Below are 13,214 nucleotides of genomic sequence, written 5' to 3' on the forward strand. Positions count from 1 at the left end.
ACCATTATCCATTTATGGAGGAGGAAAAACATGGCGAAGCAATTGGCAATGCACGAAAAACTGGAAGTCCATGAAGTACTGACCTTTAAAACAGCCTGTGTGGCTAAAAATAAAGTATTCAGCGGACTTGTAAAAGATCCGGAATTAAAAGCGATTCTGGAAGAAGATTTGGAACTATCCAAAAAAGCCATCAAAGATTTCCGCAAACTATTGGCCGATTCAGAGAAATAACAGACAGCATTCAACGTGGAAGGATGGATCTTATGGCAAAGAAAAATGACACCAAAACAAAGAAAGCAACGGATACGAATAGCGATACAAAGAAAAGAGCCAAAAAGGATAATTTAGCGATTCCTGGATCGATGCTTGATGATATGGCCATTGCCACAGATTTCCTGGTAACAGCAAAAGCAGCTGTGCGAAATCTTGCCGTTGCCATCACGGAAACCGCAACTCCCGAAGTGAAAAAATTATTGCGCCGCGAATTGGACACCGCCATCGATACACATGATAAAATTGCCCAATACATGATCAAAAATGAAATGTACCATGCCTATAATGTCGATGAGCAAGTTGAACATGATCTGAAGAAAGCGGATATCGCACTTGAACTCATTAAAAACAATAAATTCGTGTAATGCAAAAGGAGCTTCCAATGGAAGCTCCTTTTACTGATTAGAGAAAAACAATAATTGCCAGCACAGCTGCCAATACAAGTCTGTATATGGCAAACGGCATCAGCTTGATGCGTGAGATCAGTTTCAGGAAGAATCGGATGGAGATCAATGCAAACACAAAGGCGGATACGAATCCCACAATGTAGAAAGATAGATAGTCCATTGACAAGGTATCCCAGTTCTTCAATACCGAGACGAGACTCGCTCCGAACATGATCGGAACTGCCATGATAAAGGTAAAATCAGCTGCAACCCGGTGGTTCAAGCCGAAGAGCACCCCACCTGAAATGGTTGCACCTGAGCGTGAAAATCCAGGCCATAGGGAAAGGCATTGCACGAGGCCGATCTTCAACGCCTGAAAATATGTAATTTCATCCAACGAGTTGACGGTCGGTTTTTTAGGTCCGAACTTATCGGCAACAATCATTAATATTGCTCCAGCAACCAATGCATAGATAACGGTCTCTACACCAAACAAATGGTCATCTATCAAGTCCTTGAAAGCAAATCCAAAAACTACTGCCGGCAGCATCCCAATGATGACATGCAGGAGATTGAAGCTTGAGCTTGCCTGCTGCCCTTCAATTTTATAAAGTCCGACTAAACTAAACAATCGTTTCCAAAATACTACGACAACCGCCAGAATCGACCCCAGCTGGATGACAATCTTAAATGTATTAGCAGGGTATTTCCCTAGAAATTCCTGCGATTTTAACCACATATCATCAACGATGATCAAGTGACCCGTAGAAGAAACCGGTGCAAATTCTGTCATGCCTTCTACAAATCCTAAAATTAATGCCTTAAGCAAATCAAACCAATCCATGTCCATTAATCCTGCTTTCTATAATAAAATAAGTCCTGAATCTACTAGAACGCTCTGATAGCCAAAAGGTTGCAGCCATTTCGCTTAGACCGGCTGCCCCCCTACTATTTATTTGCCTGCTTTTATTTTCACAGCAGATGCAATCGGCTCGTCACCTTGCACCACTTCCAGAATCTGCCCAGCTGTTTCCGGGTAATTGAGCAATTCCACCAATACTGCGGCCACATCCTCACGGGCAATCGTGTCATACATCAATGTATAGCCTAGATTCACTTTTCCGTTCCCAGCATCATCCGTTAAAGTGCCCGGCCGCAAAATCGTCCAATCCAAAGCTGTTTTCACTAAATCGACTTCCGACTGGCGTTTGATTTTCATATAATGTTCAAAACTAGCCGGCATGTCTTTTCCCCGTCCTGCGTCTGGAAATGCCGATACGAGTAAAAACCGGCGGACATCTGCCATTTCAGCAGCCTTGGCGACTTTCACTAAGCCTTCCCCATCAATAGCAGTGGTCAGCTCGTCTCCTGCCCCACCGGCACCTGCAGTGAACACTACAGCGTCGCATGCTTTCAGCAGACGAGTAAACTCCTCAATATCCGTCTCGATCAAATCAGCTATTACCGTTTGAATCCCTTGTGCTTCCAATTGCTTCGCCTGCTCTGCCTTACGGATGAACCCGATAGGCTCATCGCCGTTTTCTGCCAAAATCCTCCCTAACTTGCTGCCCACTTTTCCGTTTGCTCCAATAATTGCCACTTTCATCAAACGCACGCCCTTTCAGTGAATTGGTGGTTCCAGCCGTTCTTTCTTGTTTCACTTCCACCTCATTATAGCCTAAACGCCCCCACCTTAAACACATATTGCACAACAGCCATCATGCATGCAATAAAAATACCCGCTGCATTTTCATGCAGCGGGCTGAGTGGTTTCTATTGATTAGTAAGCCGTCCATCCGGCATCAGCCGTAATTACTGTACCATTGACGAAACTTGAATCATCAGAAGCCAAGAACAAAGCTACTTTTGCGATTTCTTCGGATTTTCCGTTGCGTGGGTTTAAAGCCAATCCATTTCTTATGCGTCCCATTCCCATTTCGCTGATGGAAGTCATCGATGAGCTGATGTTGGTTTCTACGCCGCCTGGTGCGATGGCGTTACAACGGATTCCTTCATTTGCATACATGAAACCAGTGTTTTTCGTAAAGCCGACAACAGCATGCTTAGAAGCTGTGTAAGCAGCGCCTGCACGAGCGCCATACAATCCGCCTGCTGAAGCGACATTAATGATGATGCCTTTATTTTTCTCAAGGAAAATTGGCAATGCTTTACGTGTTGCACGCATGACACTCGTTGTATTGATAGAAAAAATCCGTTCCCATTTTTCATCTTCAATTTCTCCAGCAGGCTCAAAATTATCCATGATGCCTGCATTGTTTACGAGAATATCCAAAGTTCCATATTCGCTTACTGCCAAGTCGATCATCGCTTCGATTTCATGAAGATCTCCTACATTGGTTTTCACCGATACTGCAGTACCACCATTTTCTTTGATGCCGGCAACTACTGTTTGTGCACCTTCTTCGTTAATATCGGAAACGATTACTTTTGCGCCTTCTTTCGCGTAAAGTTCTGCAACTGCTTTACCCATACCGGATGCTGCTCCTGTTACGATAGCTACTTTTCCTTCAAGTTTCATTTTTCAGTTCCTCTTTTCATCGATTATTTTCTGGCATGAACAGATGTCCTCGCCTATACAGTCACAGTATATTGTCCTATAATTTAGTTAGCAATCAGCAAATCAACCTCTAAATGTTGATTAACGAACATCCGCGTTTGATTTTGTGCAGTATTGCAAAACAAATGACGAAAGTGAGGTCATGCTCGATGAAAAAAGACCGAAGAATCGACAAGTCAAAATCTGCTTTGAAAGAAGCATTGATTTTCTTAATGGATGAAAAAGAATTCAAAAGCATCACCATTACAGAAATTGTCCAGTCCGCTAATCTGAATCGCGGAACTTTCTATAAGCATTACCAGACACAGGAAGAACTTCTGAATGAATTGATTGACGATGTCTTAATCGACCTGATCCATTCCTACCGCGAACCGTACGCAAAAATAAAAGACTTCAAAGTTGGCAAACTTTCCTCCTCTTCGATCAAAATTTTTGATCATGTCGAACGCTATTCCCGTTTCTATACCATCATCATCAACTCCAATGTTCTTCCCGGATTTCAAAACCGGATATGCCAGGTATTGAAGGAACTAGTCCAGAAAGACCTGCTCACCCCCCTGCCGAATCCTGATATTGATCCGAGCTTGCTGAGCAGCTATAATGCCTACGCCCTTTTCGGCTTGATCATTGAATGGGTGAATGGCGATTTCAAGTTCACTCCTCAAGAGATGGCAGACCAGCTGATTCACATCCTGTTTTACCAGACATCAAGAGCAGAAACGGATTCCATCTTTAAACTGGAAAACCCATTTTAATGTAAAGATGCTCCGCTTTCCCTAACCAGGAAAGCGGAGCATCTTTTCTATTCATTTTCTATAAGGCTGGCATAAACGATCAAACGCTCTTCCCGTGTCCCCCGGTCAAAATCGTAGGTGCCTGAACAAGTGATCAGAACCAGTTCCGGAGATGATGTATAACCGAAGACTGCCGAAACATCCGCCAAGTCCAACGGTACGGATTCCATTGTGTGAACCTTAAAAGTCAAGGTTCGGTCTTCATCCTGCACCAATACCTCGTCCCCTAATTGGAGCTCGGAAAGGTCCCAGAAAATTGCGGGCCCTTCGACACCATCCACATGTCCGGCAATAACAGCGCGGCCGTTTTGGCCTGGCTGGTAGCCTGGAGAAAACCAACTGACGTCTTCGATATTGTCCGGAACTGCCATTTCACCTGTTTTTGTCATTCCAAGATGCTGGACTTGTGCTTCCACATCAATTGCAGGAATTTTCAGAGTGTCGGGTTGAATACCTGTACGTTTTAATCCGTTGATGGGATTGCTGAGAGGAGCCGGCTGTTGAATAGTGACGGCAGCCGGTTCATCCAGTGTAAAGCCCACATTTTCTGAACGGATACTCACTTCATCAACAGGCTGTTGGCACCCCGCCAATAAGAAAAGAAGCAGGAGTGCCATCAGCTGCTTATTGAAACCGTCTTTTCCAAACAAGGGTACTTGTTCCAAAAAGAACGAGTGCTCCACCGATTAACAACCACATGGATTGTGACTGGTCAGGTGTTCCAAGTCCAGTAGTTGGCATCCCATCAGGAGATCCCGCAGCTTCATAATCAACCAACGCGATGACTTCCAACGAATCCACTGTGTTTACTGCAAAAACACTGTAGACAGTATCTGCGGCTAATTCAGTGCCTTCCAACGGCAATACTTGTGTTCCGTCCGGCAAACGGATTTCCAAATCATAAGTACCGGCATCCAATTCTGCATAATCCGTAATTCCAGGGAATTCTGCTCCGCTGAATAAAGCGTCTCCACCGATCAAGCCGACATCAACTGCCGGTGCATCCGGTGACAAATGGCCAACACGGACTTTTGTTTTTCCTTCAGTGACTTCCATCGAGTCTTCTGCAACAACAAATTCAATCGATTCCAATAAGTTTGCTGCAGCAACGGTATACGCTTTGCCGGCTTCTACTGCAAGATCCGCCTGCAACACCCCTTCGCCTGCTGCATATTCTGTTCCACTAGCAAAAACTTCTACATCATGTGTACCGGCTGGTACTTCCAAATAACCTGAATCTGTTTTAAACGGTACCTCTTCAAGCGTTAAATCTCCATTGACGTAAACATCGACAGCAGGAGCATCCGGTGAAGCATGGAGCACCCGTACTTTAGCAGTATGACTATCTGCCATAACTCCAGCAGCGAGAAGCGAAAATACGAGGGCCATTGCGACTGAGAATGAAACCAGAATCTTCTTCATTTCTTCCTCTCCTTCATGTGTATAGTTTTTGCACAAGTATTGTACAACTCATTTATAACCTATACACAATCATTCCGCAAGCAATAAACTGACTATTTAGATATTTAATTAAATAGGCGCAGTAAACTATACAAACCTGGAGCACTTACCCTAATTTATTGAAGAAGAATTTAAAAAGAACCAGAGCTATATGCTCTGGTTCTGCAGACCATATGAGATGCCTTACCGGATAACTTCACTGGTTGCCGCAATCGTTACGCCATGTAAAGCCTGTGTGGCTAATTTGTCAGCCTCTGCATTTTCTTTACGCGGAATTAACTCGTATTCGGCTTGTATACCCAACTTCGTTATTTTTTCTTCAATTCGATTGGCCCAAGGAATCAGCTGTTCTTCAATTGTAGGCCATTCATTTGTCAGTCCATTGATGACGATGCGTGAATCTCCCATAAAACGGACGGGCAAATGATGGACTTCCAGGTATTCGAGCTCCTGCAAACAGAAATGGAGGGCAGCGTATTCCGATTCATTATTCGATGTCAGCCCATCCAGTTTGGCATTGGTCCGCAAGCGATACGCTTTGCTGTTCTGCTCGTAATAAATCGCACAGCCAAGACCTGCAGTCCGGGTTGTCCGCTCATATCCTCCATCAAAATAGACAGTGATATTATGCGGTTCGGTTTCAATCCCCTTCAAATAAGCCTTGAGTTCCTTAACGGTCCAGCTGCTGTCGAACTGATCGGAAAAATGAAGATTTTTGACACGTCCGGTACGCTCCAAATCCTCTGCTATCACCAATGCTTCAGCTGCCGCCATTTCTTCAGAAACAAAAACCGCTTCCCGGCTTTTAGGAACCTTATAGGTCCACTCAATTCGGATTTTCAATCTCAGTCCCCATTTCCCGCCTATTCTGCTTAAGCATTCTTAAGCTTTGTCTTCCAGGCGTTTCAAATCGTCTTTATGCCCCATGACAATCAAAACATCACTTTGTTCAATCACTTCATCAATCGCCGGTGCGATATTGACTTCTTCCTGTTTTTTGATTGCCAATACAATGCAATTGAATTCTTTGCGGATGTTCAAGTCCACTAAGTTTTTATTGGCCATTTTTTTAGAGGCGACCAGCTCGATGATGCTGTAATCATGTGAAAGATCGATATAATCCACAATGCTTTCCGAGTCCACATGATGGGCGACACGTATTCCCATTTCCTTTTCTGGTTGAATAACACGGTCAGCCCCGACTTTGTGAAGGATTTTTTCATGCTGGAGATCGCGAGCTTTCACCCAGACCTTGGGCAATCCGAGTTCCTTCAACATCAATGTGCACAAAACACTGGCCTGGAGGTTGTCTCCAATTGCAACAATGGCATGCTCAAAGTTGCGGACTCCCAAAGAGTTCAGCTGATTTTTGTCCGTTGCATCTGCAATGACGGTAAAAGACGCATAATCTCTTAAAGTATCGACTTTCTCCGGATCTGTATCGATGGCCATGATTTCATGTCCCATACTGTGCAATTCTTTACAAACACTGCTGCCGAAACGGCCTAGCCCAATTACCACAATCTGTTTTTTCACACGTTTTCCTCTTTTCTTTTCCAGTTCATTACATTCACTGTATTCTCAAATTGAAAAGATTGCAATAAAAGGTGTTGGACTTTTAAATGGCGAATTGATACAAAGAAACTCTAAAGTCTCACTATTCTAACAAAGGAGGGTATCTATGCAAACCTTGAAGTATACTTTAGTCGACGTCTTCACTGCAAAGGCTTTTGGTGGAAATCCATTAGCGGTTTTCCATGATGGATCAGGATTGGAATCAAAGACCATGCAAAAAATAGCCAATGAACTGAATTTATCGGAGACAGCCTTTATCTGTCCGCCCCAAAAACCGCAAAATCAGGTCAGTCTCCGAATTTTCACGCCCCAGGTTGAATTGCCGATAGCGGGCCACCCCACCATTGGAACAGCTTATGTACTGGCGTATTTGAAAATGCTGCCTACACAGGATGGAATCAATGAATGGACCATCGAAGAGAATTTCGGAGATATCAACGTCACTGTGCAAAAAGAAGCTGAGAAAATCATCAAAATTGAAATGATTCAGCCTCTCCCTGTTTTTGGCGAGACCTTGACGCGGCAAGCTCTCGTCGCGGATCTGCTGTCACTGCCAAAGAGCGAACTGGACTTCCGTTATCCGATTCAGACCGTTTCTTCTGGGTTGCCTTTCCTGTTTGTCCCTATCCGTTCACTTGCTGCTATGCGGGAAATCAACTTCCGCACCGATGTATGGGAACGCCATTTTAGCGGAGATCCCGATCGCCAGCATATCTTCGCCTTTACTAATGAAACGGAAGAAGACAATTCCACTGTGCACTGCCGGATGTTCGCTCCTGCCATGGGCATTTCTGAAGATCCGGCAACAGGTGCCGCCTCAGGACCTCTCGGCGCATTTCTAGTCGAGCATGGTGCTGTTAGCCACATGGAAGAAGGGCTCTACACAATCCGCAGCGAGCAAGGCATCGAAATGGGGAGGCCGAGTTTTATCGACATTACGGTAGTGAAGAAAAAACAGAAATACAGAGAAGTGAAAATTGGCGGTTCCGCTATTGTGGTAGGGCAAGGGGAACTTTATGTTCCGTAAACCTGGCTGGACAGTGACTTTTAAAAAGCTCTGCGCCTGAACTCAATCAGAACGGACAAAACCTTCTTTTAGTAGAAGGTTTCTTCCGTTTCTTCAATATGGACTTTTTCTCCAGTTTCCAACGAACGGTAGCAGGCATTAATGGTCCGCATGTTCTTTAATGTCGAATCCGCAGTGATGGCCGGATCCGTATCCGTTAAAATCGCATTTGAAAACTGTTCAATTTCCAGCCTGTAACTATCGCCTAAAATTCGTTCTTCGCGTGTAACGCCACTTTTATGAACCAGTACGGTGCCGATATGGCCATTGAGATCCGGACGGAAAGCAAATGGCACTTTAAGGCTGCCTTCAGTACCAATCAGTTCATAGTCATTTCTGCTGACCATATCAAAACTGCAATCGAACAAGGCATGGACGCCGTTGCTCATTTTCATGCGCACAATTCCAGTCAAATCGATTCCAGTTGACGGATCAATATCGCCTTCTGCCTGTACTTCCACTGGTTCAGCATCTGTCAAATGGCGGATCGCCTGTATGGCATAACATCCGACGTCATAGATGCTGCCCCCTCCCATTGCGGCATCCATCCGGATATCCGTTGAACGATTCTCCAAATAAAACGAGTGGCTGGATTTCATCAATTTGATTTCGCCGATTTCTCCTGAAGCAATGATTTCTTTGGCACGGGCATGCTGCGGGTGCAATTGGTACATGAAGGCTTCCATCAATTTGACGCCAGCTTCCTTGCAAGCGGCAAACATTTCATCTGCTTCCAATTCAGACAATGCGATCGGTTTTTCACAAAGAATGTGCTTGCCTTTTTGTGCCGAGCGGATCACCCATTCTTTATGCAGATGGTTGGGAAGCGGAATATAAACCGCATCAATTTCAGGGTCATCCAACAGTTCTTCATAACTTTCGTAAGCTTTGGGTATTTGCAGTTCCTCAGCTATCGCATGCACTTTGCTGGTTCGGCTCGCTATGGCGATAATTTCAGCATTGTCAGCGCGGCAAATCGCTGGAATGACTTGCGTTCTTCCAATCTGGGCTGTACTGAGGACTCCCCATCGAATTTTCTTCATATCCTTCTCTCCTTTTAAACGTATAGGTATTCAAACAAACCGCTAAAGGGACTTTTGCCCTTTAGCGGTAAGATTCTTCTATTAATATACGCCTCTGATTTCCGGATGGACGCGTTCTTTATAGAATTGCGCCAATCGGTCGATTTCTTCAGGGGTATATTCCCGGGCATCCAATGCTTTCAGGTTGTCTTCTGCCTGCGCAACACTTCGGAATCCTGGAATGACGGAAGTGACCGCTTCCTGCTGCAAGATCCATTTCAATGCAGCTTGGGTCCGGTTTCCACGGCCTTCTGCAATCCATGCAAGTTCGTCGCTCAATTCCACGCCTTTGGCAAACTCCAGTCCTGCAAACGTTTCTCCAACGTTGAACGCCTCACCGTCGCGGTTGAAGTTTCGATGATCGTCAGCTTCAAACTGTGAATCCACTTTGAATTTCCCGGTCAATAATCCACTGGCAAGAGGGATGCGGGCCAGTATGCCGACATTCTTTTCAAGTGCTTTTGGAAAGAGTTGTTCCAGCGGCTTTTGGCGGAATAAATTAAAAATCACCTGCAGACTGCTGACATTCGGATTTTCCAGGCATAGAAGCCCTTCTTCCACCGTTTCAACGCTGACTCCGTATGCACGGATTTTCCCTTGTTCCTTCAGTTTGTCCAGCACTTCAAATACACTGCCTTCCTGTAAAATTTCCATTGGCGGGCAATGAATCTGAAGCAAGTCAAGCTGCTCCCGTCCTAGACGTTTCAAGCTCGCTTCCGTGTATTGAGAAACCTGTTCCATTGAGTAGGTCTTTGGATCATGAATATCTCCAGCCCGGCAAAACTTAGTGGCGATATGGATTTCTTCGTGCTTTCCTTTAGTCGCTTTTCCCAATAACTCTTCACTATGTCCGTCACCATAGACATCTGCTGTATCAAAGAAATTCACACCTTGTTCCATAGCGTATTCCAATGCTTTTAAAGATTCCTGATCATTGGTATTTCCCCAAGACCCTCCAATTGCCCATGTCCCGAAACTCAATTCACTGATTTTCATGCCTGTTTTGCCCAGTTCGCGATAGTTCATTCCAGTCACCTCTTCTTAAGATTGGGGTTTTGTTGCCAAAAAAACCTCAACTGTTTAGTTGAGGTTCTATTTTGGCAGTTACTTGCGAAATTCCAAAAGTTTGCTATTCAAATCTTTCGTGTTTTCATAAACTTGCTGATAAATAGGAAACAACTTTTTATAAGCCAGAACATTTTCTTCGATCGGGAGATATTGCTTATCTTCCTGCAAAAATGCATCCGCGCATTCCTGCAATGTCTGGAACCAGGAACAACCAAAAGCTGCGAGCATTGCTGCCCCCATCCCTGGGCCTTGCTCACTGGTCAAGCGAACAATTTTCGCATCGAAAATGTCGGCTTGCATTTGAAGCCAGTCTCCATTTTGTGCTCCGCCTCCGATGGATACAATGGTATCAATCGTTTTGCCGTTTTCTCTGAAGATTGAAATGGACTCTTGCAGCGAAAACGTGATTCCTTCCAGAACCGCACGCGCAAAATCTTTCCGGCGATGTGAACCGTCCATTCCGATAAAACTGCCGCGAATCACAGCATCTGCATGTGGAGTTCTTTCCCCGACCAGATACGGTGTAAACACCAATCCATTAGATCCGGCCGGCACCTGGTCGATGTCAGACAACAATTCATCAAATGACACTTCCGGTGCGAATGTTTCTTTGAACCAGCTTAAGCTGTAGCCAGCAGCTAAAGTCACACCCATTGTATAGAATACATTCGGTGCTGCATGATTGAAATAATGGACCTTGCCGCCAAAATCCTTATTTCCTTGCGCTTCATAAGATAAGACAACGCCGGAAGTCCCGATGCTGCATAACGTTTTGCCTTCTTCTAAAATTCCCGCTCCGATCGCGCCACAGGCATTATCGGCACCACCAGCAAAAACGCGGGTAGACTGGGACAATCCAGAAGCAGAAGCAAATTCGGTTATGACAGTGCCAATTTCTTCATGCGATTCCACTAACGGAGGGCACATCGAAAAATCCAGTTCCAACAAATCACAGATTTCCTGGCTCCACTGTTTATGCGTAACATCCAGCAAAAGTGTCCCTGCTGCATCTGACAATTCCATTTGGAGTTTGCCTGTTAATTTATAGCGCAGATAATCTTTCGGCAGTACAAAAGATTTCACCTTTTTGAAAATTTCCGGTTCATGTTTCTGGACCCACAGGATTTTCGGTAAAGTAAAGCCTTCCAATGCCGGGTTTTTTGTGATTTCCAGCAGCTTTTCCTGTCCAATCACATCATAAATTTGCTGGCACTCGGCTGTTGTCCGCGTATCATTCCACAAAATGGCCGGACGCAGCACTTCATTGTTCTCGTCCAACAAAACCAGTCCGTGCATTTGACCGGAAAAACTGATGCCTTCGATATCTTCTGCATTTCCGCCGAAGATGCCCAGCAATTCTTTTAGCCCAGCAGCCGTCTGATCCACCCAATGCTGTGGATCCTGTTCGCTGTAGCCGTTCTTTTCATGGATCAGCGGGTACGGTTTCGATACAGTTTCAACAACCGCCCCTTGCTGGTCCACCAATAAAATCTTTACAGCGCTTGTTCCCAAATCGACGCCAATTACATATTTCATAAAGTCAGCTCTCCCACTCTGGAAACTTTCTTATTTTGCGAAAGCCTGCAGCAAGTATTGGTTGATTGTCGCTTTGATCTGTTCAAGGCGTCCAGAAGTTTGCTTGATATCTGTAATGCCGAATGCATAATCTTCAAGTTGGTGGAAGTCCGTGTTGCCATTGACGATATCCAGTCCAATTCCAGATGTATACGTTTCGTAGCGGTTGCTGACTACATTTTCAAGCACTTTATCGTCAATCAGCTGCTGCGCGACTTTCAAGCCGACAGCGAAAGCGTCCATTCCTGCAATGTGCGCATGGAACAAATCGTCCTGTTCAAATGATCCTCTTCTTACTTTGGCATCGAAGTTCAAGCCGCCGCGCCCAAGTCCGCCATTTTTAAGGATTTCATACATCGCCAAAGTGGTTGACCACAGATCAGTCGGAAACTCATCGGTATCCCAGCCCAATAGTGGATCGCCTTGGTTGGCATCGACAGATCCCAGCATATTGTTGATGCGTGCATAATGAAGTTCGTGTTCAAATGTATGGCCAGCAAGCGTCGCGTGATTGGCCTCGATATTGAATTTGAATTTATCGTCCAGGTTATAGCTCTGCAAAAATGCGTGTGCTGTCGCTACATCGTAATCATATTGATGTGTAGAAGGTTCTTTCGGTTTTGGTTCGATCAGGAATTGGGCATCAAAACCGATTTCCTTCGCGTAGTCCGCAGCCATGTGGTAGAAGCGGCCCAAGTTATCCAGCTCCAGTTTCATATCGGTATTCAACAGCGTTTCGTAGCCTTCACGCCCGCCCCAGAATACATAGTTTTCAGCACCAAGTTCCTTGCCGACTTCAAGACCTTTTTTCACTTTCGCCGCAGAATAGGCAAAGACGTCTGCATGGCTTGAAGTTGCTGCTCCGTGAACAAAGCGTGGATGCGTAAAGTTGTTAGCTGTATTCCACAGCAATTTCGCTTTGCTGTCTTTCATGTAATCTTTGATCATCCCAACGATTTCGTCCAAGTTTTTATTGGACTCTCTCAAATTGCTGCCTTCCGGTGCAATGTCAACATCATGGAAGCAGAAAAATGGTACATCCATTTTTTCATAAAATTCAAAAGAAGCTTCAACTCTCGCTTTTGCTAAGTCCATCCCTTGTAAACGATCCCATGAACGGACCATACTTCCGGCACCGAATGGATCAGAACCGTCCATTGTAAATGTATGCCAATAAGACACTGCGTAGCGAAGAGTTTCCTCCATTGTTTTTCCGCCGATTTTTTCTTCCGGGTTGTAGAATTTGAAAGCGAATGGATTTTTTGAAGTTGCTCCTTCAAATTTTATCTTTTCAATTCCTGTGAAATGTGCCATGTTCCATACCTCCAATATAATTTTAGTTCTACGAATATGTAC

At 44.8% G+C, this 13,214-nt stretch carries 15 protein-coding genes; 4 read left to right on the plus strand and 11 right to left on the minus strand.

From position 1 onward, the window contains the following. Window positions 1-30: 30 nt before the first annotated feature. Both QMA01_RS13590 and QMA01_RS13595 read left to right on the plus strand, forming a co-directional pair. Window positions 31-231 (plus strand): YvdQ family spore coat protein, encoded by a 201-nt coding sequence (locus QMA01_RS13590; RefSeq protein WP_191716108.1) that lies wholly within the window; start codon window positions 31-33, stop codon window positions 229-231. Window positions 232-362: 131 nt separating this feature from the next. Continuing rightward, window positions 363-638: a spore coat protein gene (locus QMA01_RS13595; protein WP_290215430.1), complete on the plus strand. Its 276-nt coding sequence runs from the start codon at window positions 363-365 to the stop codon at window positions 636-638. 37 nt (window positions 639-675) lie between these two features. Here the strand turns inward: QMA01_RS13595 and QMA01_RS13600 are convergent, their stop codons facing one another. The 3 genes from QMA01_RS13600 to QMA01_RS13610 all read right to left on the minus strand — a co-directional run bounded on the left by QMA01_RS13600 (window position 676) and on the right by QMA01_RS13610 (window position 3,198). Beyond that, window positions 676-1,503 (minus strand): undecaprenyl-diphosphate phosphatase, encoded by an 828-nt coding sequence (locus tag QMA01_RS13600; protein ID WP_191716109.1) that lies wholly within the window; start codon window positions 1,501-1,503, stop codon window positions 676-678. Between the two features lie 108 nt (window positions 1,504-1,611). Continuing rightward, window positions 1,612-2,265: an SDR family oxidoreductase gene (locus QMA01_RS13605; protein ID WP_225218571.1), complete on the minus strand. Its 654-nt coding sequence runs from the start codon at window positions 2,263-2,265 to the stop codon at window positions 1,612-1,614. Window positions 2,266-2,439: 174 nt separating this feature from the next. Further along, the gene (locus QMA01_RS13610; RefSeq protein ID WP_191716111.1) at window positions 2,440-3,198 is read right to left on the minus strand and encodes an SDR family oxidoreductase; all 759 of its coding nucleotides are present in this window, start codon (window positions 3,196-3,198) and stop codon (window positions 2,440-2,442) included. Between the two features lie 188 nt (window positions 3,199-3,386). Between QMA01_RS13610 and QMA01_RS13615 the strand changes: the two genes are divergently transcribed. After that, on the plus strand, window positions 3,387-3,992 hold the full coding sequence (locus tag QMA01_RS13615; RefSeq protein ID WP_203340795.1) for a TetR/AcrR family transcriptional regulator: 606 nt from the start codon (window positions 3,387-3,389) through the stop codon (window positions 3,990-3,992). A gap of 47 nt (window positions 3,993-4,039) precedes the next feature. On the opposite strand, the gene QMA01_RS13620 is transcribed toward QMA01_RS13615, so the two are convergent. The 4 genes from QMA01_RS13620 to QMA01_RS13635 all read right to left on the minus strand — a co-directional run bounded on the left by QMA01_RS13620 (window position 4,040) and on the right by QMA01_RS13635 (window position 7,028). After that, entirely contained in the window at window positions 4,040-4,696 is a 657-nt protein-coding gene (locus tag QMA01_RS13620; RefSeq protein WP_225218572.1) for a class F sortase, read from the minus strand. Further along, window positions 4,656-5,453 (minus strand): DUF4397 domain-containing protein, encoded by a 798-nt coding sequence (locus QMA01_RS13625; protein ID WP_191716113.1) that lies wholly within the window; start codon window positions 5,451-5,453, stop codon window positions 4,656-4,658. The genes QMA01_RS13620 and QMA01_RS13625 overlap by 41 nt, the downstream gene beginning before the upstream one ends. 222 nt (window positions 5,454-5,675) lie before the next feature. Then, the gene (locus tag QMA01_RS13630; RefSeq protein WP_191716114.1) at window positions 5,676-6,335 is read right to left on the minus strand and encodes a reverse transcriptase-like protein; all 660 of its coding nucleotides are present in this window, start codon (window positions 6,333-6,335) and stop codon (window positions 5,676-5,678) included. 39 nt (window positions 6,336-6,374) lie between these two features. After that, window positions 6,375-7,028 (minus strand): potassium channel family protein, encoded by a 654-nt coding sequence (locus QMA01_RS13635; protein ID WP_191716115.1) that lies wholly within the window; start codon window positions 7,026-7,028, stop codon window positions 6,375-6,377. Window positions 7,029-7,173: 145 nt separating this feature from the next. Here QMA01_RS13635 and QMA01_RS13640 point away from each other — a divergent pair, with 145 nt between their 5' ends. Further along, on the plus strand, window positions 7,174-8,094 hold the full coding sequence (locus QMA01_RS13640) for a PhzF family phenazine biosynthesis protein (protein WP_191716116.1): 921 nt from the start codon (window positions 7,174-7,176) through the stop codon (window positions 8,092-8,094). Between the two features lie 68 nt (window positions 8,095-8,162). Here the strand turns inward: QMA01_RS13640 and QMA01_RS13645 are convergent, their stop codons facing one another. The 4 genes from QMA01_RS13645 to xylA all read right to left on the minus strand — a co-directional run bounded on the left by QMA01_RS13645 (window position 8,163) and on the right by xylA (window position 13,172). After that, the gene (locus QMA01_RS13645) at window positions 8,163-9,176 is read right to left on the minus strand and encodes a Gfo/Idh/MocA family protein (protein ID WP_290215212.1); all 1,014 of its coding nucleotides are present in this window, start codon (window positions 9,174-9,176) and stop codon (window positions 8,163-8,165) included. A gap of 81 nt (window positions 9,177-9,257) precedes the next feature. Continuing rightward, window positions 9,258-10,241, minus strand: a complete 984-nt coding sequence (locus QMA01_RS13650; protein WP_290215213.1) for an aldo/keto reductase — start codon at window positions 10,239-10,241, stop codon at window positions 9,258-9,260. A 78-nt stretch (window positions 10,242-10,319) separates the two neighbouring features. After that, the gene (gene xylB / locus QMA01_RS13655) at window positions 10,320-11,819 is read right to left on the minus strand and encodes a xylulokinase (protein WP_290215214.1); all 1,500 of its coding nucleotides are present in this window, start codon (window positions 11,817-11,819) and stop codon (window positions 10,320-10,322) included. Window positions 11,820-11,849: 30 nt separating this feature from the next. Next, the gene (gene xylA, locus QMA01_RS13660; protein ID WP_290215215.1) at window positions 11,850-13,172 is read right to left on the minus strand and encodes a xylose isomerase; all 1,323 of its coding nucleotides are present in this window, start codon (window positions 13,170-13,172) and stop codon (window positions 11,850-11,852) included. Between the last annotated feature and the right edge of the window lie 42 nt (window positions 13,173-13,214).

Source organism: Planococcus notacanthi (assembly GCF_030407825.1).
In the GTDB taxonomy this organism is placed as follows: domain Bacteria; phylum Bacillota; class Bacilli; order Bacillales_A; family Planococcaceae; genus Planococcus; species Planococcus notacanthi.